This is a genomic window from Shewanella indica, assembly GCF_033842865.1.
GTDB lineage: Bacteria > Pseudomonadota > Gammaproteobacteria > Enterobacterales > Shewanellaceae > Shewanella > Shewanella indica.
Genome location: NZ_JAWXXR010000001.1, coordinates 1610371 through 1633370 on the forward strand (window position 1 = coordinate 1610371; position 23000 = coordinate 1633370).

At 53.7% G+C, this 23000-nt stretch carries 20 protein-coding genes; 3 read left to right on the plus strand and 17 right to left on the minus strand.

Going from position 1 to position 23000, the window contains the following annotated elements:
* Window positions 1-44 precede the first annotated feature (44 nt).
* From SIL79_RS07490 to SIL79_RS07550, 13 genes are all read right to left on the minus strand, one after another.
* Entirely contained in the window at window positions 45-1631 is a 1587-nt protein-coding gene (locus tag SIL79_RS07490) for a methyl-accepting chemotaxis protein (protein ID WP_234500985.1), read from the minus strand.
* Window positions 1632-2061: 430 nt separating this feature from the next.
* Entirely contained in the window at window positions 2062-3042 is a 981-nt protein-coding gene (locus SIL79_RS07495) for a formate dehydrogenase subunit gamma (RefSeq protein WP_039035150.1), read from the minus strand.
* A 53-nt stretch (window positions 3043-3095) separates the two neighbouring features.
* Window positions 3096-3665, minus strand: a complete 570-nt coding sequence (fdh3B, locus tag SIL79_RS07500) for a formate dehydrogenase FDH3 subunit beta (protein ID WP_025010615.1) — start codon at window positions 3663-3665, stop codon at window positions 3096-3098.
* Between the two features lie 29 nt (window positions 3666-3694).
* Window positions 3695-6547, minus strand: a complete 2853-nt coding sequence (locus tag SIL79_RS07505) for a molybdopterin-dependent oxidoreductase (protein ID WP_071239161.1) — start codon at window positions 6545-6547, stop codon at window positions 3695-3697.
* An 18-nt stretch (window positions 6548-6565) separates the two neighbouring features.
* The gene (locus SIL79_RS07510; protein ID WP_039035148.1) at window positions 6566-6763 is read right to left on the minus strand and encodes a twin-arginine translocation signal domain-containing protein; all 198 of its coding nucleotides are present in this window, start codon (window positions 6761-6763) and stop codon (window positions 6566-6568) included.
* 373 nt (window positions 6764-7136) lie between these two features.
* Window positions 7137-8135 (minus strand): formate dehydrogenase subunit gamma, encoded by a 999-nt coding sequence (locus tag SIL79_RS07515; RefSeq protein WP_039035147.1) that lies wholly within the window; start codon window positions 8133-8135, stop codon window positions 7137-7139.
* A 45-nt stretch (window positions 8136-8180) separates the two neighbouring features.
* Window positions 8181-8777, minus strand: coding sequence for a formate dehydrogenase FDH3 subunit beta (gene fdh3B / locus SIL79_RS07520; RefSeq protein WP_039035146.1), 597 nt, complete (start codon window positions 8775-8777; stop codon window positions 8181-8183).
* A gap of 27 nt (window positions 8778-8804) precedes the next feature.
* Complete coding sequence (locus SIL79_RS07525; RefSeq protein WP_071239163.1) at window positions 8805-11654, minus strand: molybdopterin-dependent oxidoreductase; 2850 nt, start codon at window positions 11652-11654, stop codon at window positions 8805-8807.
* Window positions 11655-11672: 18 nt separating this feature from the next.
* Window positions 11673-11870 carry a twin-arginine translocation signal domain-containing protein gene (locus SIL79_RS07530; RefSeq protein ID WP_025010612.1) on the minus strand — a complete coding sequence of 66 codons (198 nt, stop codon included), beginning with the start codon at window positions 11868-11870 and terminating at the stop codon, window positions 11673-11675.
* 75 nt (window positions 11871-11945) lie between these two features.
* A complete protein-coding gene (locus SIL79_RS07535) occupies window positions 11946-12602 on the minus strand; it encodes a TorD/DmsD family molecular chaperone (RefSeq protein ID WP_039035144.1) in 657 nt (218 codons plus the stop codon).
* A 10-nt stretch (window positions 12603-12612) separates the two neighbouring features.
* Window positions 12613-14277 (minus strand): 4Fe-4S binding protein, encoded by a 1665-nt coding sequence (locus SIL79_RS07540; protein ID WP_071477118.1) that lies wholly within the window; start codon window positions 14275-14277, stop codon window positions 12613-12615.
* A gap of 150 nt (window positions 14278-14427) precedes the next feature.
* The gene (locus tag SIL79_RS07545; RefSeq protein ID WP_319619104.1) at window positions 14428-15054 is read right to left on the minus strand and encodes a DUF3306 domain-containing protein; all 627 of its coding nucleotides are present in this window, start codon (window positions 15052-15054) and stop codon (window positions 14428-14430) included.
* The gene (locus SIL79_RS07550) at window positions 15054-15512 is read right to left on the minus strand and encodes a DUF3305 domain-containing protein (RefSeq protein ID WP_025010609.1); all 459 of its coding nucleotides are present in this window, start codon (window positions 15510-15512) and stop codon (window positions 15054-15056) included. Before SIL79_RS07550 ends, SIL79_RS07545 begins: the two co-directional genes overlap by 1 nt.
* 278 nt (window positions 15513-15790) lie before the next feature.
* Between SIL79_RS07550 and SIL79_RS07555 the strand changes: the two genes are divergently transcribed.
* Window positions 15791-16621: a formate dehydrogenase accessory sulfurtransferase FdhD gene (locus SIL79_RS07555; RefSeq protein WP_039035142.1), complete on the plus strand. Its 831-nt coding sequence runs from the start codon at window positions 15791-15793 to the stop codon at window positions 16619-16621.
* Window positions 16622-16645: 24 nt separating this feature from the next.
* The gene (locus SIL79_RS07560; protein WP_039035141.1) at window positions 16646-17551 is read left to right on the plus strand and encodes a helix-turn-helix transcriptional regulator; all 906 of its coding nucleotides are present in this window, start codon (window positions 16646-16648) and stop codon (window positions 17549-17551) included.
* Between the two features lie 42 nt (window positions 17552-17593).
* Here SIL79_RS07560 and rlmF read toward each other — a convergent pair whose 3' ends face one another.
* Together rlmF and SIL79_RS07570 are read right to left on the minus strand one after the other, a co-directional pair.
* A complete protein-coding gene (gene rlmF, locus SIL79_RS07565) occupies window positions 17594-18667 on the minus strand; it encodes a 23S rRNA (adenine(1618)-N(6))-methyltransferase RlmF (protein ID WP_234500984.1) in 1074 nt (357 codons plus the stop codon).
* Window positions 18660-19067 (minus strand): flagellar basal body-associated protein FliL, encoded by a 408-nt coding sequence (locus tag SIL79_RS07570; protein WP_025010605.1) that lies wholly within the window; start codon window positions 19065-19067, stop codon window positions 18660-18662. The genes rlmF and SIL79_RS07570 overlap by 8 nt, the downstream gene beginning before the upstream one ends.
* 105 nt (window positions 19068-19172) lie before the next feature.
* Between SIL79_RS07570 and SIL79_RS07575 the strand changes: the two genes are divergently transcribed.
* On the plus strand, window positions 19173-19751 hold the full coding sequence (locus SIL79_RS07575) for a chorismate--pyruvate lyase family protein (protein ID WP_039035139.1): 579 nt from the start codon (window positions 19173-19175) through the stop codon (window positions 19749-19751).
* A 69-nt stretch (window positions 19752-19820) separates the two neighbouring features.
* Here SIL79_RS07575 and SIL79_RS07580 read toward each other — a convergent pair whose 3' ends face one another.
* Entirely contained in the window at window positions 19821-22634 is a 2814-nt protein-coding gene (locus SIL79_RS07580; RefSeq protein ID WP_319619107.1) for an immune inhibitor A domain-containing protein, read from the minus strand.
* Entirely contained in the window at window positions 22631-22918 is a 288-nt protein-coding gene (locus SIL79_RS07585) for a hypothetical protein (protein WP_039035137.1), read from the minus strand. The genes SIL79_RS07580 and SIL79_RS07585 overlap by 4 nt, the downstream gene beginning before the upstream one ends.
* Window positions 22919-23000 lie beyond the last annotated feature (82 nt).

The window sequence follows — 23000 nt, forward strand, 5'->3', positions numbered from 1 at the left end:
TCTTTACATCAGGCAGCAAAAAGGGGTCCGCAGACCCCTTATATTCAGTTGAGCTTAAACTGTCTGACCACGCTGGAGAGCTGATCTTTGGCTGCTGCCAGTGCCGCTGTGCTGCCGAGTGTCGCCTTGCCGCTCTGATTTAGCTCCTCAACCATTTCGCGAATGACGCTGAGGTTGCGGGTAATCTCTTCAGAAACCGAACTTTGCTCTTCGGCGGCCGTAGCTATCTGAGTGCTGAGGCCATTGATATCGAACACATGCTCGGTCAGCCCTTGCAGACTTTCGGCCACCAGTGTTGTGGTATCGGCCGTTGCCTGACAGCTTTGGCGGGTACGATTCATGGCATTGACCGCCGAATCGGCGCCTTGACGCAGCTGCTCCAACATATTGTTGATCTCTGAAGTGCTGGCCTGGGTGCGTGCTGCCAATGCCCTGACTTCATCGGCCACTACGGCAAAGCCGCGCCCTTGTTCACCGGCACGGGCCGCTTCAATGGCCGCATTCAGTGCCAACAGGTTGGTTTGCTCGGCAATCTCGCCTATTACGTCCAGTACGCCGGCAATTCTGCGGGTGCTCTCATCCATCTCGGCTATGGTCTGGGAGGCACAGTCGACTTCGCTGACCAGCGCCATCACATTGTTGGAAGCCTGTTCGACCGCCTGACGGGATTCATTTCCTTGAGCTCTGGCCTTATCGGTCAACTGCGCTGCTGAAGCAGCATCGTTGGCAACCCCTTGGGCGGTAGCACTCATCTCTTCAACTGCGGTGACGACCTGGTCGGTTTCCAAGGCGTGGGCCTGCAATGCGGCCGAGTTGGACTCAGACTGCACATTGAGCTCACCGACCTGTTGCGCCATATGTTCAGAAGCTTGGGCAATGTCGCGGATCATGACTTGTAATCTGTCGCTGAGCTGGTCCAGATCGGCTGCGAGGGTGCAGAGTTCATTCTTGCCCTGGATCCCTATCTTGTGGGTCAGATCCCCTACAGCCAGCTTGGCGACAGATTGCTGGATCCGGCTGACAATAGCCACCAGATGGCGGCTCATTAAGAGTGCCATCAGCAGGGAGGTCACTATGGCAAACAGGATAAGTCCGAGCAGAATGGCTTCGGTATTATCTACCTCGGAAACCGTCATTTCGCCTAATTCCTGGTTACGCTTGGCTATCTGCGCCACCAGTTGATTGATCTCGGCACTTACCTCAGGGCCCAGATCTCGCCTTACCGGCGTCAGGACCGGCTCTGTGCCGGTTCGCTCAGCCAATGCTAATTCATCGAAATAGAGGCGGGCGTATTTGTCGATCCCGGGTTTGAGAACGGCGATTCGCGCGCCGGCATCGCTCATAAAGGCAGTGTCGAATTGGCTCAGGCGGGCTATCAGATCATGCACCTTATCCTGATGCATGCGTACTCCTTGAGAGTTGTGCACTAAGGAAGCCAATCGCAGTTGATAGAACTCCTCGCGGATCCCGGCGAAAGTTTCGGTCAGGCTATTGTTGTTCACCAGACGTTCGCTGGCGTCATTGAGTTGGAAAAATGCACGATAAGCAAAGATGCCGATCACTATCAGTAGCACACTGGACAGCAAAGACGGCAGCATGGATAGCATGCTGGTTCGAGTATTATTGATCATGATGGTATCTGATTGAGTGAAGGGAAATTGTGTAAGTTTGTTACGTTTGTAGAAGTATTTTACATGCGGGTGATTAAATAAGCAATTTACCACAAACAGCCTTGCCGCCATCAAGTGGTTATCTTTAAAGTATTTTGTTCTATTTTTGGATGTATGTTTTGCGTTAAAGAGGGATGTTGGTTAATCATATTTTTGTATTGCTGTGTAATTATGTTACTTTTCGCTGTGTGCCGATGGGAAAATAAGCGCTAGATTAAAATAAATTAACCTTAAAAAACAGTTAATTAAGAATTTAAGCCAACAAAGTAGCTTTATATTTCTCTTTAGTTGGAATAAGTGCGGAATATAAAAAAATCACCTTGATATTTTTCATTATTGATAAAAAAGCCGTGTCGATTGACACGGCTTTTCAGTAGACAGAGTGCTGACCTTAGTCTCTGTATTTCAGAGTACCGTTGGCCTTGATCTCGTCATACCACAGGTTGTGGTGTTGAGTGGCCCAGTTTTCATCACAGTAACCGGAAATCATACACTCCATACCACCTTCAGACATAACAGTCGCCATGAAGATATGCACTATGGAGAAGGCACAGATGATGATGGCACTGATTGAGTGCAATACCAGAGCAATCAGGCTCAGGGTACGGCTGGGTTCAAACAGGTTGGGGAACAACAGCAGCATGCCTGAAGCAGAGATGATCAGCCCAAAGAAAGCAAAGGCCCAGAACCACATCTTCTCACCGGCGTTGGCAAAGCCGGCATCAGGGTGTTTGCCCTTGAAAGGCCCGAAGTTGATGTAACCGCCCACTACCATGAACCACTTGACGTCATACATCTTGGGCAACTGGTTCTTGGCCCACAACAGCGTCATCAGCGCCCAACCGAACATGAAGGGAATCGCCATCACGTCGTGCACTTGCTTGGCGCCATTGACCATTGATGCCCAGAAGCCTTCACCCAGATACGGCTGGAAGAAGAAACGCCCTGCCAGCAGCACCAAGCCGGTGAGGATCAGCAGTAAGCAGGGAATCGCCCCCAGCCAGTGAATGCTCACATCAAACTTGGACCAGCGATGCACCATTTTGCCGGAGAAACCATGGTGCAGTTTGGAAATACCATTAACCATGATAAATAGGGCAAAGATGATGATCATACCGAACAATGCCAGCATCAACCCCGGTGCCAGCCAGTCGCTGCGAAGTTCCAATACCCGCAGATCATAGGTGTTGATCGGCTGGTTGTGGAACTGACTGTCGGATGTTGTATAACCCGTTGCTCCATCTTTGAGCTGAGCCCAGATCTGGGCATCGCTCGCTTGTGGTTCCACAGGTGCATCGGCACCATTGGCGAAGCATACGGCGCTGAACATGAGCGCAATAGCCAAGCCTATGTGTTTGAACCATTTGTTCATATTAACCTCTCTCACCGGCCCAGCTAAGCCGGGCCGGATATTCGTGCCGTCTGTTACTTCCAGGCGCCGTTTTCGGCACCGCGATAAGCCACACGCTCACGGTAGATGCCGGAAACCACTTCCGCATCACCGGCCAGCAGGGCCTTGGTTGCACAGAGTTCGGCGCACATAGGCAACTTGCCTTCCGCAATACGGTTGGCACCGTATTTCTGACGCTCAGCGTCCGAATGGTTTTCTTCAGGACCACCGGCACAGAAGGTACACTTGTCCATCTTGCCGCGGGAGCCGAAAGCACCTGATTTCGGGAACTGAGGTGCTCCGAATGGACAGGCATAGAGACAGTAACCACAACCGATACAGGTATCTTTGTTGTGCAGCACTATGCCGTCTTCGGTGCGGTAGAAGCAGTTGGCAGGACATACGGCCATACAAGGCGCGTCGCTGCAATGCATACAAGCCACAGAGATAGAGGCCTCGCCGGGCTGACCATCCTTGATGGTCACCACGCGGCGACGTTGGATACCCCACTCGAGAGCGGAGTCGTTTTCGTTTTTACAAGCGGTGACACAGCCATTACATTCAATGCAGCGCTTGGTATCACACAGAAATTTCATTGTAGCCATAGTGGCAATTCTCCTCGCTTAAGCTGCACTTATGCTTTGACGATCTGACAAAGCGACGCCTTGGTTTCCTGCATCTGAGTCACTGGGTCATAACCATAGGTCAGCGCAGTGTTACAGGATTCGCCCAATACGTAAGGCACTGTGCCTTCCGGATAGTTGGGCTCCAGGCTCTCGCCGTGCATGATCCCGGCAAAGTGGTAAGGCATCCAGGTCACACCAGGTTTAACCCTTGGGGTCACCATGGCCTGAACCAGAATTCGGCCGCCTTCGGCGCCTTCCAGCCATACCTTCTCACCGTCACGGATACCGCGGTCGGCAGCGTCACCAGGGTTGATCTCAACGAACATCTCCTGCTGTAGCTCTGCCAGCCATGGGTTGGCACGTGATTCTTCACCACCACCCTCGTATTCCACCAGACGACCGGAAGTCAGTACCAGTGGGTACTTGCCACTGACATCTTTCTCCTGGATAGACTTGTACAGAGTCGGTAGACGATGTACTTGCATGTCGTCATAAGTTGGATACTTGGCTACCAGATCGCGACGGGCTGTGTACAGCGGCTCGCGGTGTACTGGCACCTGATCAGGGAAGGTCCACACAATACAACGGGCCTTGGCGTTACCGTATGGGATACAACCGTGCTTGACGGCAACCCGGACAATACCGCCGGAAAGGTCGGTCTTCCAGTTCTTGCCTTCGGCTTCGGCTTTCTCTTCGGCAGTCAGCTCGTCCCACCAGCCCAATTGCTTGAGCAGCTTGTCGGAGAATTCAGGATAGCCGTCCTGGATTTCAGCACCTTTGGAGAAGGAGCCTTCGGCCAGCAGGTTCTTGCCTTGATATTCCACACCGTAACGGGCGCGGAAGTTACCGCCGCCGTCTTTGACGTGCTTGCTTGTGTTATAGAGGATCTGGGTACCTGGGTGCTTCATCTCAGGTGTACCCCAACATGGCCAAGGCAGACCATAGGTTTCGCCCTTGCATGGGCCACCTTCGGCTTCCAGAGTCTTGTTGGAGAAAGTGCCCCAGTTCATGGTGTGAGCTTTAATACGCTCAGGGCTCTGGCCGGACATACCGATAGTCCACATACCGCGGTTGATTTCGCGGGTGATGTCTTCGATCAGAGGCAGACCATTCTCTTTCTTGATGCGCTTGGTGTACTGCTCGGCAAAGCCCAGTTTCTGCGCCAGACGATACATGATTTCAATATCTGTCTTGGACTCAAACAACGGCTCGATAACCTGTTCACGCCATTGGATAGAACGGCCTGAGTTGGAGATGGAACCACGGGTCTCAAACTGAGTCGCGGCAGGCAGCAGGTAGACGCCATCCTTACGACGGTGCATAACACCGGCCATAGTTGGGAATGGGTCAACAACAACGACTGTATCCATCTTGTCCAGTGCATCACGCACGTCGCGCTGACGGGTTTCAGTGTTGACTGACTGACCCCAGAAGAAGGCCAGGCGTACGTTGTCTTTCTGTGCCAGCTTTTGCTTGTCTTCCAGCACACCGTCGTGCCAACGGGAGCAAGGAATACCCGGAGTCGTCATAGGTTCGCGGCCCAGGTAAGTCCCCTGGTCGAAGCGGCTCTTCATCCACTCCATATCCAGATCCCATACGTGGGTCCAGTGTTGCCATGCCGCAGTGGTCAGGCCGTAGTAACCAGGCAGGTTATCGAACAGCAGACCCAGGTCGGTAGCGCCCTGTACGTTATCGTGACCACGGAAGATGTTGGTACCACCACCGGAAACACCCATGTTACCCAGAGCCAGCTGCAGGATACAGTAAGCACGGGTGTTGGCATTACCTACGTGGTGCTGGGTACCACCCATACACCAAACCACAGTGCCTGGACGGTTATCGGCCATCATCTTGGCGGCTTGGTACAGGTACTCTTCGCTACAGCCAGTGATGTTGGCCACTTCTTTAGGTGGGAACTTCTTGGCTTCTGCACGGATGGTTTCCATCTCGAACACACGTTCTTTGATGAAGGTCTTGTCTTCCCAGCCGTTTTCGAAGATATGCCACAACATACCGTAGATAAATGGAATGTCGGTACCCGGACGGATAGAGCAATGCAGGTCGGCATGAGCTGCGGTGCGGGAGAAGCGTGGATCAACCACGATCAACTTGGCATTGTTCTTCTCTTTGGCGATCAGAATGTGCTGCATGGAAACAGGGTGTGCTTCAGCAGGGTTGGCACCAATGAAGAAGATGGCGCGGGCATTCTGAATGTCGTTGAAAGAGTTGGTTTGCGCACCATAGCCCCAGGTGTTGGCCACACCGGCTACAGTGGTAGAGTGACAAATACGGGCTGAGTGGTCGACGTTGTTGGTACCCCACATGGCAGCCAGCTTACGATACATGTAGCAGCCTTCGTTGGAGAACTTGGCACTACCCATAAAGTAAACAGAATCAGGGCCTGATTCCTGGCGGATCTTCAGCATCTTGTCACCAACTTCGTTGATGGCCTGATCCCAGCTGATACGCTTCCACTTACCGCCTTCAAGCTTCATTGGGTACTTGAGACGTTTCTCACCATGACCGTGCTCGCGCAGTGCAGCACCTTTGGCACAGTGACCACCGGCGTTGAATGGGTGATCGAAGGCAGGCTCCTGACCAGTCCAAACACCGTTTTGTACTTCGGCATACAGACCGCAACCTACGGCACAGGCACTACAAATGGTGCGTTTTACTTCTATAGGCGCATCATGAGGTACATCTTTGGCTTCGGCGCGACGTATCATGCCGGTACCCAGCATAGAGGCGGCAGCGATACCACCGGCAGTAATACCGGCATTTTTCATAAACTGACGACGGCTGATCCCCAGTTTGGGTTTGTCGGCCTTAGGGGCGACATTGGATGTGCGAGTTAACTTCATCGCTTGAGATCTCCTGGATTAGCTACGCAGGCTGTTGTAATAGCTGCGGATATGCGCTGTTTCGTGATAGCCCTTTGTCGCGGACTTCGCTTCAACAGGCTCACTGGCCTGAGCGGCATTCACCCCTGTTGCAGCAATCGCGGCACCCGCGGCACTGCCTATGGTGATAGCCTTCAGCAGGGATCTGCGGTTCAGATCTGGCTTCTGGTCTTTCATTTTCGCTCCTGATAATTTTCCCCCGCGCTGCGGGTGACTCGACACTTTTTTGTGCACTCCAGCCTATTAACAACTCAAGCTGCGCTTATGTACAAAAAAGGTAAAAAATCCGTTATATATGAATGGAGTCCTTCTTTAAGCATGGGCAATATAAGGCTTTGCAAGAGTATGGGTTTTGATCTGGGACAGTTTGAATGTAAGCCCCATGGGAGCGGCTGTTTAAAGCGTTAACTGCTTCAAACTTTCAATAAAAGGAAAATAGCGAAAGTATCAGGAGAGTGTGGATTCTGAAGTAAATGATGTTAAAAAACGGATCATAAAAAAACACCCCGGCAGGCCGGGGTGTTTGCAGTCTTAAATCAGCTCAGGGGACTCAATTTTCGCGATATTTGAGCGTACCGTTGGCCTTGATTTCGTCGTACCAGACATTGTGGTGCTGCATCGCCCAGTTTTCATCACAATAACCTGACTTCATGCACTCCATACCACCTTCAGATAGTACGGTCGCCATCCAGATATGCACTATGGTGAAGGCGATGATCAGAATTGCACTGATACCATGCACCAACAGCGCCGCCATTGAGGCTTCGCGGGGCAAATCCAGGTTAGGCAACACCATCATGATGCCGGAAATGCTGATAAACAGGCCGAAAATGGCCAGGGTCCAGAACCACATCTTCTCACCGGCGTTGGCAAAACCCGAATCCGGGTGCTTACCCTTGAAGGGGCCGAAGTTGATGTAGCCTCCCACCAGCATGAACCACTTGAGGTCATAGCTCTTGAACAGCTGATCCGGCATCCATTTCACCACCAATACCGCCCAAGAGACGATAAACAGTGGCCCGACCCAATCGTGGATCGTCTTGGAGCCATAGATCAGTGCCGCCCAAATATCGCCACTGACATAGGGTTGCAGTACATGCTTGCCCAACATGATGTTGAGCCCGGTGAAGATCAGGATAAGACAACTGATCGCCACTACCCAGTGGATGATCAGGTCAGCCTTACTCCAGCGGAACACCAACTTACCGGAAAAGCCGTGATGCAGCTTGGATGGGCCATTCACCAGGTAAAAGAGCACGAACGCCCCAAACACGCCGACTACGGCTATCGCCATAACGGGTGTCAGGTACTGATTGCGCAACTCCTTGCCCTGATTGCCGGCCACGTTGATCAGCACGCCGGTTTCAACACCTTTGGCTGTGGTATAGCCGGATTCACCGGATTTTACCGCGCGCCAAAGATCGGCCTCACTGGTTTGCGCCTGTTGCTGGCTCGACTGTTCATCGGCGGCCATGGCTGTGGAAGCAAACCCCAGCCCGGCAACCAATACCAGCAGAGCGAACAGACTGCGCAGTGATTTGATTAACATAGTCACTCCTCGTCAGGGTGGGCCTTAGCCCACCCTCGCTCTGTCTCAGTTGATCTCACCGGTCTTGGGATTGTAGCCCCAAATTACATCAGGGTTACCCCGGGCGGCCATCCGCTCACGATAGATATTGGATACCACTTCCGCGTCACCGGCCAGCAGCGCCTTGGTGGAGCAAAGCTCGGCACACATAGGCAGCTTACCTTCGGCGATACGGTTGGCACCGTACTTCTTGCGCTCGGCTTCAGAGAAGTTTTCCTCTGGGCCACCGGCACAGAATGTACATTTATCCATCTTGCCGCGACTGCCGAAGGCGGTCTTTTTCGGGAACTGAGGCGCCCCGAAAGGACAGGCATAGAAGCAGTAGCCACAACCGATACAGGTATCTTTGTTGTGCAGCACTATGCCATCGTCAGTGCGGTAGAAGCAGTCTGCAGGACAAACCGCCATACAAGGCGCGTCGGTACAATGCATACAGGCAACTGAAATGGACGCTTCACCGGGCTGACCATCATTGATGGTTACCACGCGGCGACGCTGGATACCCCACTCGAGCGCGGAGTCGTTTTCGTTTTTACAGGCTGTGACGCAACCGTTACACTCGATGCAGCGCTTGGTGTCACATAAGAATTTCATGACTGCCATAATGGCTTATCTCCTCATCAAGTACGGTTAGGCTTTGGTGATCTGACACAGGCTGGATTTGGTTTCCTGCATCTGTGTCACCACATCATAGCCGTAAGTCAGAACCGTGTTAGCCGATTCACCTTGAACGTAAGGTACTGTACCTTCCGGATAGTTCTTCACCAGGCTCTCGCCTTCGAAGATACCGGCGAAGTGGTACGGCATGAAACATTCACCGTTGATCACCCTTGGTGTTACCATGGCCTTAACCTTGATCTTGGCGCCTTCAGGGCTGTGTACCCAAACATCGTCGCCATCGCGTAGACCGCGGTCGGCAGCATCTCCTGGGCTGATTTCGATAAACATCTCTTGCTGCAACTCGGCCAACCAAGGGTTGGAACGGGTTTCTTCACCACCGCCTTCATATTCCACCAGACGACCAGAGGTCAGTGCCAGCGGGAAGTCTTTGGAGAAGTCCTTGTCCTGAATTGACTTGTACAGGGTCGGCAGACGCGCCACCATACGGTCTTCGTAGGTGGGGTACTTGGCGACCAGGTCTCGACGAGGCGTGTACAGAGGTTCACGGTGCAACGGAATGTCGTCCGGGAAGTTCCATACGATACAACGGGCCTTGGCGTTACCATAAGGGATACAACCGTGAGCTATGGCCACACGCTGAATGCCACCGGAAATATCGGTTTTCCAGTTTTTGCCTTCGGCGTGTTTCTTCTCTTCTTCGGTCAAGTCATCCCACCAACCCAGCTGCTTGAGCATCTTGTCGGTGAACTCAGGGTAACCGTCCTGAATCTCACTGCCTTTGGAGAAGGAACCTTCGGCAAGTATGTTGTTGCCATTGTGCTCAACACCGTAACGGGCACGGAAGTTACCACCGCCGTTGCGGACTTCACGGTCAGTACGATAGAGGATTTGAGTACCTGGATGCTTCATCTCAGGTGTGCCCCAACATGGCCATGGCAGACCATAAGTTTCACCCTTGGCTGGGCCGCCGGGTGCTTCGAGGGTATCGAAGTCGAAGGTACCCCAGTTTTCCTGGTGCATCTTCAGACGCTCAGGGCTCTGACCTGTGTAACCTATGGTCCACATACCGCGGTTGAACTCGCGGGTGACATCTTCAACCAGCGGCTCTTCACCGTTGACCTTGATGTGCTTACAGAACTCTTTCTCAACGCCCCACTTCTTGGCCAGCTTGTACATGATCACATGGTCAGGCAGCGATTCGAACAGAGGGTCGATGACCTGAGAACGCCACTGCAGTGAACGGTTGGAAGCTGACACAGAACCATAGGTTTCAAACTGAGTCGCGGCAGGCAGCAGGTAAACGCCATCTTTACGCTGGTGCATAACACCGGCCATGGTTGGGAATGGGTCAACGACGACCACAGTGTCCATCTTGTTCAGTGCTTCACGCACCTCGCGGCCACGGGTTTCGGTGTTGACAGACTGACCCCAGAAGAAGGCCAGACGGATATTGTCTTTCTGGGCAATCTTGTTCTTGTCTTCCAGCACACCGTCGTGCCAGCGGGAACAAGGAATACCGGCTGAAGTCTGTGGCTTCTGGCCCAGATACTCACCTTGGTCGAAACGGCTGTTGACCCAGGCAGGATCCAGATCCCACACATTGCACCAGTGCGCCCAGGCGCCGGTAGTCAGACCATAGTAACCAGGCAGGTTATCGAACAGCAGACCAAAGTCAGTAGCACCCTGTACGTTGTCGTGACCACGGAAGATGTTGGTGCCGCCACCGGAAACACCCATGTTACCCAGGGCCAACTGCAGGATACAGTAAGCACGGGTATTGGCGTTCCCCACGTGGTGCTGAGTACCACCCATACACCAAACGATAGTGCCGGGCTTGTGTTCGGCCATCATCTTGGCGACGCGGCGCATCTGAGCTTCACCGACACCGGCAACATGCTCAACCTCGGCAGGGTTGTACTTCTTCACCTCTTCGCGGATACGTTCCATGCCGTAAACACGCTGATCGATAAAGCTCTGATCTTCCCAGCCGTTTTCGAAGATATGCCACAGCAGACCGTAGATGAAAGGAATGTCGGTACCGGGACGGATATGCACGTACTCGTCAGACTTGGCTGCAGTACGGGTGAAACGTGGATCAACCACTATGACTTTGGCACCGCGCTCTTTACCTACCAGAATGTGTTGCATCGCCACTGGGTGAGCTTCACTGGGGTTGGAGCCGATAAACAGCATGCACTTGGCATTGTGCATATCGTTGAAGGAGTTGGTTTGCGCACCATAGCCCCAGGTGTTGGCCACACCGGCTACAGTGGTAGAGTGACAAATACGCGCCGAGTGGTCGACGTTGTTGGTGCCCCACATGGCTGCGAGTTTGCGATACAGGTAAGACTGTTCGTTGGAGAACTTGGCACTACCCATGAAGTATACAGAGTCAGGGCCGGATTCTTCGCGGATCTTCAGCATCTTGTCGCCGACTTCGTTGATAGCCTGCTCCCAGCTGAGACGCTTCCACTTGCCGCCTTCAAGTTTCATTGGATACTTGAGACGTTTCTCACCATGGCCGTGCTCACGCAGTGACGCGCCCTTGGCACAGTGACCACCGCGGTTGAATGGATGGTCCACGGCAGGCTCCTGCCCGGTCCAAACACCGTTTTGAACTTCGGCGTAAATGCCGCAACCCACTGAGCAGTGAGAGCAGATAGTACGCTTCACTTCGGTAGGGGCATCATGAGGAACATCTTTGGCTTCGGCTTTACGCATCATTCCTGCGCCCAGCATAGATGCTGCGGCAATCCCACCGGTAGCCAAACCGGCAGACTTAAGGAACTGACGACGATTCAGACCCAGAGCGGGCTTTGCAGCCACCGCGGCCTGGTCTGTTTTGCGGGTTAATCGCATCACATACTCTCCTTATCGTTATTTGTTACGCAGTGAGGCGTAATAATTGCGCACATGGTCAGTCTCACGGTAGCCCTCACCCTTTGGCACTTCTGGTGCTTCAGGCTTAGCCGCCAAGGCTTGACCACTGACAGTCGCAACCGCGCCTGCCGCACTGCCGATCGCCAATGCCTTGAGCAGTTGACGACGACCCATGTCGGAAGCTTGCTTCTTCATAGTGTCTCCTCGTGTTGAAGGTAGACGGGGGAAACTCCCCCGCATGCTTTAGCCCGTGTTGCCACGGGCAAATTCTTAGGCCAGCTCACTGGCCTTGGGCTGGATCTGTACCGCCGGGGTTTCCACCACAGGCGTGCTCAGCACCAGCTGTTCAAACTCATTGATTTCGGTTTCAAAGAAGGCCCGGCCGAGTTGTGCCACCACGGCGTAAAACGCGGCGGAGGGACAACGGGACAAGGTATCGAAGAAACGTATGATCCAGCTGCCGATATGGCGGCGGTAGAAGGCCAGTTGCTGGTGGGCCGGAGCTTCCAGCAGCAGTATGCCCATTACCTCGCACAGAGCGGCGACATGATCTTCCGGTTCCTTGACATTTTCTTCGCGTTCGAAGCCCAGTTGCATCAGGTCCTGACGCAGCAGAGCCAAGGGCTTGTCCATCAGCGAACCTGTCATAAACCAGCTACCGTAGGGCAGGATTTCCCCTGAGCCTACGCCGAGGAAGATGTTGAAATACTCATCTTCCAGCTGGTTACTGTCGAATTGTACGGCCGCCAACTTGAGCGCCAACCAGGCCTTGGTCATCTCACTGTCGTCATTGGCGTCGACTTCGAGGTCGCCAAGAAAACTCAGCAATTCCGGGCTGGGGTGGCGCCTTAACAGCGCCGCCAGCAGCTGATAGATATCTGCTCTAAGCTGATCGTTTTCTGATACTTCTCTTACTGTTTCGGTCATAGCGGATCTCTTATCTCAGTTGCTTTTCCGGATCCTGGAGTATGTCTTCAAACATATCCTTCACCCGGCAATCACCACACATCTTTAAGCGCTCTATGTTGGCGCTGAAAGCGCTGTGGCTTCCGACCATATCCAGCATCCGGTGCACCATAGACTGGGTCGCGAACGGCGCTCCACAACGAATACATTCGAACGGAGCTTCTTCTTTCAGGATCCGGCGCTGCTGCCGTGCAGCCTTATCCAGATTGACCTGAGGAGTCAGGCTGATCACCTTCTCCGGGCAGGCAGCCTCACATAGGCCACACTGCACACAATCCTGCTCGACAAAATACAGTGCCGGAGTGTCGCCACCGTCGGTCAGCGCCTGGGTAGGGCAGGTCGCGACACAGGACATACACAAGGTGCACTTGTCGGCATTGATATTCACCAGGCCATAGGGGATATTGCCCATGGTCAGTTGAGTATCAACATTGGCTGCTTGCTCATTGAGATGGTCGATAGCAGCGTACAGCTGGGTGCGCTTGTTACCCTCAGAGAGCACAGCAGGTACTATCACGGGCCAGTCCAGACTTACATCCAGTATAGGCCAGAGATTGGCAAGCTCGGCTTCGTCGATAACCCGAATCCTTTGAGGCTGTCCCATCTCATCCAAAATGGCATTGGCCAATCCCAGTTCGCCCTTGAGCATCTGGGTCAGGGTAGGGGCCGTAGCGCTGGTGTTGAGGATCAACACCTGGCGCGCTCCCCAAGCCAGAGAAGCCATCCAGTGATCCATGCTGGCCACAGTGACTTCTTCCAGTGCCACAGGTAGAACCTCGCCCGGCAACTCGTCATTGATCAAGGCGCCGCCCTGTCCCATGTCGTGGAACAGCACTACAGGCGCGGTTTGTGCCTGTTCGCGGAAGCGGGAAATCAACTTATTCAGGTATGAATGCAGCGCCTGAGGGGTTGGCTGGTCGTAGGCAATGGCCCCGGTTGGACAGGCATTGGTACAGCTGCCGGCGCCGTGGCACAGATAGGGGTCTATCTCAATCTGCTTGGCCACGCTCTTGATAGCATCGGCCGGACAGAAGTTGAGGCAGCGGTTACAACCATTATTGCCGTTGCGATTGTGGGCACAGAGATCGGCGTTGACCTTGACATAGCGCGGCTTGTCAAACTGGCCGATCATCTGGGGCAATTCCTGCAAGGCTTCGGCTAATTTCTGCGGATCCTGACCCACATAGAAATAGCCGGGTGGCAGCATTTCCAACTGAATTTGCGGCTCGCGGCTCAGGTCGAGGATAAGGTCAAAATGCGGCTTGCGCAGCGCAACCACACTGAGCTCGGCGGTGCCATTGTCATGTTCGACACTCACCTGGAATTGACCGAGGAAGCCTTTGATACCAATCAGCTTGTTGTAGTAGCTCTCGACATCTTCGGCGGCAGCCATTACGGCTTCGAGATGGGCCTCTTCCTGGCTGGTGATCGGCTCGTTGGCCAAGATCACTCTGCCGGCCATGGCAGACAGTTTATCTGCCGCCAGCCGGGCCAGATCCTCAGGGCCTATCACAAGGACATTCCCTTCTGTGGTGTAACTTACGGTCGGCGGGATCAGGTTTTGCAGAATCTGAGTCTGCTGGCTGACCTCACGACGCACCTGCCGCAGCGCTTGCTGGGCGGGGTTATTGCTCACACTATTGTTCACTTTGCGTTCCTGAACAGTTTATGGCGATGGCCGTATTCTTTATCTTGCTGCTTTTATTATTGATTTACAGCTTGCTATAGCCTGAATACAGCAATTCACATACCAAATTTATGGGCATTAAAGGCTGTTAAACTGACGTCAAACAACCGGCTTATGAGTTTCGGCTTCTGCATCTGTGGCATTTTGGGCCTCTGCAGTCACATCTCCGTCCAAATTGTCCGTTGGTGACTGTGGCGCAGATTGTTCGGCTAACTGCGGGGTTTCGGCCTCTGCCTCGGTTGCTGAAGTCTCTGCTTCGGCCAGGGCTTCTTCAGCCTCTTCCGGTTCCTCTTTTTCCAGCACGTGACGGAACACCTTCTTGGCCAATTCGGCCGAGGCTTCAGCGCTTAGCTTGGGCTGGTTGCTGTAATCGAGGGCGTACTCGAGCAAGCCGTCGATTTCGTTGAAGTGAGGTTGCTTCCACAGGGTGCGCAACGCGGCGGTCTTCACTGCCGGGTCGACATTCTTGGCCATAAAACTGGCGAAGCTGCCACCAACCTCGATACCACTGGGGTCGGGTAAGTCTTCGGCGGTCAGCAGTTTCTCTTCCTGGGTCTCGGTTTCTGGAAGGGGGTCGAGCGCGGTCTGAGTTTCCGGCTCTGCCTCTGCAACGGCTTCCGCTTGAGGAGGAATTTCTTGCAGCGGTTCATCGACAGGGGGTTCACCTTCCTGTACTTGCTGCTTGCGTAGCGCCCAGCGGCTCAGGAATCCACTCTTTTCGGCCATCAGTGCCTCCGAATGTTGTCTTCGGCCAATTCCTTGCGGCGGTTAACATGTTTGCGTCTGTGGGCGGTGATTTCCACTTCACCGTGACGGGTTATGAAGGCTTCAATCCAGCAGGCGATTGCCTCCGGCATCGGCATGTTCAGCACTGGGGTATCTCCTTCGAGACAGCCGGCTGCGACATTTTGGTCGGCGGAGATGGCGGCCGGGATCCAGTTGCCCTCTACATCTTCGTCACAGACGATGTAAAGCATGGGATTGTCCATATCCAGGTTAAGGCGGTAACTGGCACGCTCATCACGAAACAACTCCAGTAGGACCAGCTTGGCTCCGGGCGGCGCCTCATGGGTAGCGGGCACGATTTGGTCCAGCTCCCAGCTGATGGATGTCCAACGACCGACCTGTTTCTCCACTTTTTTCAGTGAAACGTACATGGGCCATACGCTTTCGGAATGTTGCATACTGACTCTCCCTCCCGATGGGATTATTTTCGGGCATAAGTAAGATCTCTAAGTCTTTGCAATTTTAGTGCCAGTTGCCATTTGAGAAATAAGTTTGAACTTGATCATCTATTTAAGGCTAAAAATAGGACATTTTGTCCAATATGCAATCTGGTTTGGGACATTCATGACCTGAGTGCCGCCGGCGCTTGCTGCGGATCACGCATTTTGCAGCCTGAATCCTGTGACGGTATAAATATTGCTATGCTGTGGCCCATGCTCTCTGTGAAGGTTCGATAATGACAAGTGCCAAACCCCAATTGATCAAGACCAATACCCAGGTACCTTTGACCATTGCCGTAACTGCGGTCGATGAGAATGGTCAGTTGCAGGAAAAGTTTGTTGCCTGTGAAAGGCCGCTGACGGTTTACCTCAACTGGCGACCAATAGTCACCCTGATGACCCTGGGCGCAAGAGCCGAGGCCCTGGCACTGGGTTACCTAAAGAATCAAGGCTTTATCAATGATGTATCGCAACTGGAATCTGTGATTGTTGACTGGGATGTGGCTTCCGCGGCCGTGATCACCCGGGAGCAGACTGAGGATCTGGATGCCAAACTGGCCGACAAGACAGTCACCACAGGCTGTGGCCAGGGCACTGTCTTCGGCGGCTTTATGGAAGGATTGGACGATATAGTCCTGCCGCAACCAAAACTGAAACAGAGCATGCTTTACTCACTGTTGAAAAACATCAGTGAATATAATCAGACATACAAGAATGCCGGTGCTGTTCACGGCTGTGGTCTGTGTGAAGCGGATAAGATAAAGTCCTTTGTCGAAGATGTTGGTCGCCATAACGCAGTCGATACTCTGGCCGGTGAGATGTGGCTGGAGCAAGACAGGGGCGACAACAAGATTTTCTACACTACGGGGCGACTTACTTCCGAAATGGTTATCAAGGTCGCCAAGATGGGGATCCCTGTGCTTTTGTCCCGCAGTGGTGTTACCCAGATGGGTCTGGAATTGGCGCAGAAGCTGGGAATCACTATGGTCGCCCGCGCTAAAGGGCGCCATTTCCTGGTGTACAATGGCGCCGATAATATTGAGTTTGATGCCAGCAATCCACGCTGATACCCAAGATACCAAGGAGAAGTGATGACGGAGCCCAGTGAACTTGTCTATATGAGCGCCAAGCAGGTGGCCGAGTATCTGGACCTCAATGAAAAGAAGGTCTATGCCATGGCTAACGAACGTATGCTGCCGGCGACCAAAATCACAGGTAAGTGGCTGTTTCCAAAGATACTAATCGACCGTTGGATCATGGATTCCTGCCACAGTGGTATGTTGACCGATCGTTTGCTGATCACCGGCAGTGATGACCCCTTGTTATCGATGCAGGTGGCCAGGCTGATGGCTCAGGTTGGCAGTCGAGAACTTATTAGCTACAGCGCTACAGGTTCCCGCCTGGGGCTGGAGCTCTTGTCCAAGGGCTACGCCGATGTCTGTACCTTGCATTGGGGCAGTTTGGAGGAGCGTAATATCCGCCATACGGCGCTGCTGAAGGGGTATCCCAACCACCAGCAATGGATCATGGTTCACGGCTATAACCGCCAGCAGGGGTTGATAGTGCGGCCGGATATGCACCACAGGTGTCAGGAAGAGAGCAAGGTGTTGCAACTCTCCTGGCGCTGGGTCACCCGCCAGGGCGGTGCCGGCAGCCAGCAACATCTGGAACATTGGCTGTTGAAACAGGGTGCCAAGCTTGAGCAGCTCAACTCAGTACTCACCGCCTTCAGTGAGCGGGAGTTAGCCGGTTATATCGCCCGGGGGGATGCCGATATAGGCTTCGGTTGTCAGGCTGTCGCCATGGAGAGTGGCCTGAGCTTTGTGCCCTTGGTGACTGAGTCTTTCGACTTTGTTATGCCGCAAGGGATCTACTTCCGCCGCCAGTTGCAGCAGCTGTTCAAGATGCTCGGCGGCAGCCACACCCGGCAGATGGCTGCTCTACTCGGTGGTTACGATCTCACCGATTGCGGCCGGTTACTGTGGAGTCCGGAGTAGCTCGATTTCTCAATCCAATTTGAGGCCTGCCGTTGGTGGGCCTCAAGCCTTGAACTTCCACCACTGACATCTGGCGGCAGCATCGAAGAAACTCCAGGCCAACACCCGGGTTTGTTTATTGCCCTGTTGCATCTCCAATATCTTGACCTCTTTGGCGCCAAGTTGCTTTAACGCCTGCTGGCAGGGGTTGAGGTTGTCACCCTTGGACACCAAAGAAGAATACCACAGCACTTGTCCACCATATTCACGGCTTTCGTGAATCATACGCAGCAAGAAGCCCAACTCGCCACCATCGCACCAAAGCTCGGCCTGACAACCGCCGAAGTTGAGTTTGGGCTCCTGACTCTGATGTTGCTCGCCGCGACTTGCCGCCAGATTGCGCTGTTTGCGTTCGCTGCCACTGCGGGCATCGGCGGCCGAAGCATGAAAAGGAGGGTTACAGAGGCTGAAATCAAAACACTCCCTGCTCTGCAAAAGACCATGAAATATCTGCTCTGGCTTGGGCTGCAACCGCAGTTCTATGGCGCTGGCCAGCTTGGGATTGTGCAGTAATACGCCGGCGACATTATCCAGCGCCACAGGGTTGATATCGGCGCCGACAAACTGCCAGCCGTAGACACTTGAGCCCAGCAAGGGGTAGATGCCATTGGCTCCTGTGCCTATATCCAGGCCGCGAATACGCCGGCCTTGGGGGATTTTACTGCCTTCTGCCAGCAGATCGGCGATATGGTGCAAATAGTCCACTCGCCCGGGAATGGGGGGGCACAGATAGCCCTCGGGCAATTGCCAACCCTGGATATGGTAATGGTGCTGCAATAAGGCGGCATTAAGGGCCAAAACAGCTTGAGGCTCGGCAAAGGGAATCGAAACCTGGCCATAATCTGTGGTGATAAGATGAGGCGCGAGCGCTGGGTAACTGGCTGCCAGGGCGGCAAAGTCATAGCCCTGGCGGTGCAGGTTGCGCGGGTGCAAGCCCTTGTCTTTGGCTTTCCCGCCCGTTTTAACCGAGGTTTTGCCGGCCGTCGTCTTTGGCGGCGTTTTATTAACCTTTTTCTTTACCTCGGTCCTGGCCTTGCCTTTCGAGGTGTTGAGCCGACGCTTTTTTACCTCAGTCATACAGGTATTTGGTAAACAGCAGATTCACTACCAGCGCCCGACCGGTTTCCTGTTCCAGCAAACGATTGACTGTGTCGTAACATTCGCGACGGATCTCTTCCCTGCCGGTAAGCGACTTGACCCTGTCCTCGGGTTGGTTACCGAGAATCTCCACTATCGCGGCCCGCAGCAGGGGATCATGGTGTTGCAAGGCTACCAAGTCCTGAGGGTCTTTCACCATCAGTTCAACACTGATGCGCACAAACCCCAGCTTCTTACGATTGGAGATATAGTTGGTCACTATTTCAGGTTCAAAGCCATAGTAGGCATAGGTGTCTTCGGCGGGCTTTTCATCGGCCGCCATCACAGGCTGCAACATGCCGGCCAGCATAAAAAACAACAGTGTCAAAACGCGTTTCATATTGAGTATCAAGCTCCCGTAACTTGTGCAGACGCCCCTTGCGATCTATCTGCTTGTGGGCAAGCGTGATAGACTCCCGAGTTGTAATATTGTACCGGGTATCCGATGAGTGTGACCAGTTTAAGCTTTCCTTATGGTGAATCAATTCAGTGGTTTTCGCCAGAGCAATCACAACAACTTCCCGCAGCGCCATTGCACGATTGGCTGCTGGCGACCGGTAGTCTCACCAAGAGACTCAAGAGCTGCTGCAACCACTTTGAAGTCAAACTGCTCGGTGAAGCCATGCTGTCCACCGCCGCTCAGGAATGGCAGGGTAAGGAGCACAAAGCCATCTGGATCAGAGAGGTGTTACTCTGCCTGGATGGCACTCCCTGGGTCTTTGGCCGCACCCTGATCCCGGCAAAGCTGCTGGAGCAACAGCAGCGACTGGGCAAATTGGGTACCCGCCCCCTGGGAGAGCTGTTATTCGGTGATATCGGCTTTGAACCCGGTGCCATAGAAGTCGCCAGTTTCGATAACCATTCACGGGTCGCTTCCCTCGCAGATTCACTGTCGCAATCCACCACAGAGGCAATATGGGGCAGAAGACGTTATTTTCACTTTCAGGAGCAGCAACTGATTGTTGGTGAAATCTTCCTGCCGGCGGCGGTTGCCGCCATCAATCAAGGCCAACTTACGCCTTGAGCAAGGGCTTGTAATCCCTCTATTGAACGACCAAAAACACAAGGGACGCTTGAGCGTCCCTTATTTCTGTCAGTGCCTGCGCCGCCAGGCGATCAGCGCCAGCCCCAATAGGCTCAGGCCGCCGAGGCTACCGCCACCGCCGCCGGAACTGCTTTCAGTTGTATTGGGCACGACCGGATTGGAGACCACCAGAGTGCGACTATTGCTGCTCTGATTATTCTGTGAGTCGGTCACAACCAGGCGCACACTGTAACTGCCTGCCGCACTGTAGGTATGTGAGGGAGAAGCGATAGTGCTGCTCTGGCCGTCACCGAAGTGCCACTGATAACTGAGTTCACCGTTGCCACCGCGACTGAGGTTATTGAACTGCACGGTTAAACCTGTACCACTGATATCGAACAGTGCCGACAGAGGAATGCTAACCGTCAGCTGCAAGCTGGTCACGGTTTGCCGATTATTGGCGTCTGTCACAGTCAGTGTGACTGTGTAGTTGCCGGACTCACTGTAACTGTATTGAGGCGTCGCTTGGGTACTGCTGGCGCCGCCGACCCCAAAATCCCACAGGTAGGTGTAAGGCGCAGTACCGCCACTGAGATTAGCGCTGAAACTGACATTGCCTCCCTCCTGCTGCGCTGAAATGCTGGCACTGAGTTCTGTGCCGCTGCTGTCGCTGCGTTTACTCACCAACAGTAGCGCCTGGCTGCTGTCTTGCTCCTGGGTCAAAAGCTGCACCATAAGACCCAGCTGGGGCAACACCAGACCGGCCTGAGGCTTAAGCGGCGCGCTGTAGTCGTCGCTGTCATCAAACAGGCTATTGTTGCCAAGATGGGGGTCACCGAAAAACGCCGACTGTGGATAAATACTGAAGCTGGCATCACGAACCTGCACATCGGTATCACGGTTGCCGATCAGGTTTTGATCCGCATCCACCACCCCAATGAGGCCGTATCCCGGATGTTCAGCCACCTTGTTGTCGCTGTAGGCTAAGTTTTCATACCACACCAAGAGTCCCGGTTCATAGCTATCTTGTTGCAGTCCGCTATCAACACCCTGATAGTTACGCAGTTGCAGCAGGTAACGCCGTGTCGCTCCCGGGCGGGTATCGTCGGTGCGGACAAAACCGGAAAGTACCACAGTCTTGAGAGCTGTTTCGGCATTATCGCTGTAGATAAGCTTGCCATCACTCTCGAGACGTAAGTCATCGACGGCAAAGCCATAGCCACCGACCGCTTCATCGGTACGATATACCAGGCTTATCTGCTTGCTCATTCCGGCGTATGCGCTAAGGTCGAAATTCAATTCTTGCCAGCCCTGTTCCCCTTCACCACCGGATAAGGCCGCCGAGTCACCACTGATAATATTGGCGGCATTGTTGATACTGTTACTGCTCTTGGTATGGCTTCCAGCCAATGGCACCCCATCCACCAGCAGTTGCACATAGTCATAGTCCTGCTCTATCTGCCAATGGGCCTTCATCTTCAGTGTTAGCTTGGTACTCATGGGCAGTTGCAGCTCGAACGACATGGCGTTGTTGAGCTGATCGCCCTGATTCGAATAGTACTGGTATTGCCCCTGATAGGCCTGAGTAAAGGCGATGGAGTCGGACGGCAGCTTGATGGCCAGCTGGTTTACGCCATTGCTATTGGCATGCTCAAGCGACACTTGAGTGCCGTTGCTATCCAGTGCTTGATAATCCAGGGTTTGTTCGTTGACCCAGCGGCCCTTGTACCTGTCCTGTAGAAATGAGCGGGCGTAGGGGCTGAAACCACTTGGCTGGGAGCCTCTTGGGGAACCTGCCCAGCTGCCGCCGGACATCAGAGACCAGAGACCTACAGGCGAGCCATCGCTGGCTTCGGCACTGGTGTCATACTCATCCGGTAAACCGAGATCGTGACCAAATTCATGGGTACAAACACCTGTTCCGGCATCCAGCGGCTGAATGGTGTAACCGAACAGACGCATATTACTGCCGGGAATAGCCTGACCATATTGACCGGGCGCCGAGGGCACAAAGAATCTGTGTGACCAGATGGCATCATCGCCGAGCATACCGCCACCGGCCTCTTCGCCTATGCTGGAATGGAAGATCATCACATGATCCAAAATCCCATCGGCTTCATCCAGGTTGCCGTCAGCGTCGATATCATAAGGATCTTCAATATCATACTGCGCCAACTCAGCGGCGCTCATGCTGGCTACTGCAGCCGCGACCGCTTCTTCCACCAATTCAGTGGCGGCAGTGTCGTCATTGTTGTTATTTGGGTCGTTGGCACCATAGTAGGCGGCATTTTGGCTGGCTCTAAACCAGCCTTTCACATCGCCGCTGAAGAAAAAGCTCTGGCCGGAAACCGCTTGATAATATTGATAGGCAGAGGGCAGAGTTTGCCCCTGAGGTCCTGGGAAACCTGCCTCGGAAAACAACAAACCACGGTAATGGGCTACCGAGTAGTTGGCGTAATACATTTCGGTATCGCCGGGACTCAGGCGATTGTTGTTATAGGGCAAATCGGGAAAATCCACCAGCACGGCCAACACCTTGACCCGCTTGGTCACATCGGTATCGGCTACCCGCGACTGTGCCCGCATTAACTTGCTTTGACGCAGGCTGTTGCTTCGCGCCTGTTGCAGCAGTTGTTGTTCTCTGGCCTTAAGCACTTGTGCGGCCTTGCTGCCCGCTCCGGTAGATTTGGCGATGTAGGCTGCCAGCGCTTGTTGCCGCTCCTCTTCTGAGGCCTCGGCATCGAGTTCACCGCGTTTCTCCAGCCAGTAGAGGATCTGCTCTTTGTTGATCACTCCGGGATCCGCCGGAGCCGTGGCGGCCAGAGCATTGGATATACCAAAGAGACAAGCAGCCCCCAGGGCCAATACCGACTTCAAACTCATGACTTTGGCTCCTTGATACAGTTTTCAAACTTCTGATTGCGCTGCTGAATATACTCAGAGACCTTAGCTTCGGCCTCTTGTTCACTCATTTGCTGAGTGATGATGTTGCGCTCGATTAGACTGGCTTTAATTTTAGCCCGATTTACCACAGGTGCCCCACTGCCACAGGGCAACAAAGGTTTAACCGCGCGGTTTTTATCCGCAATGGCATCGATTTCGCCATCGTTCCCTGCCTGACAGGCACCCAGAAACAAGCAGATCGCAAGAGTTGAGGGCAGTCGCACAGGCAACACCTTGTTGTTAACAGAGATGGTACAGAAGATTAACAGCGGCTGTTAAGATTGCACAGCAGAAAATCGCGGCCAA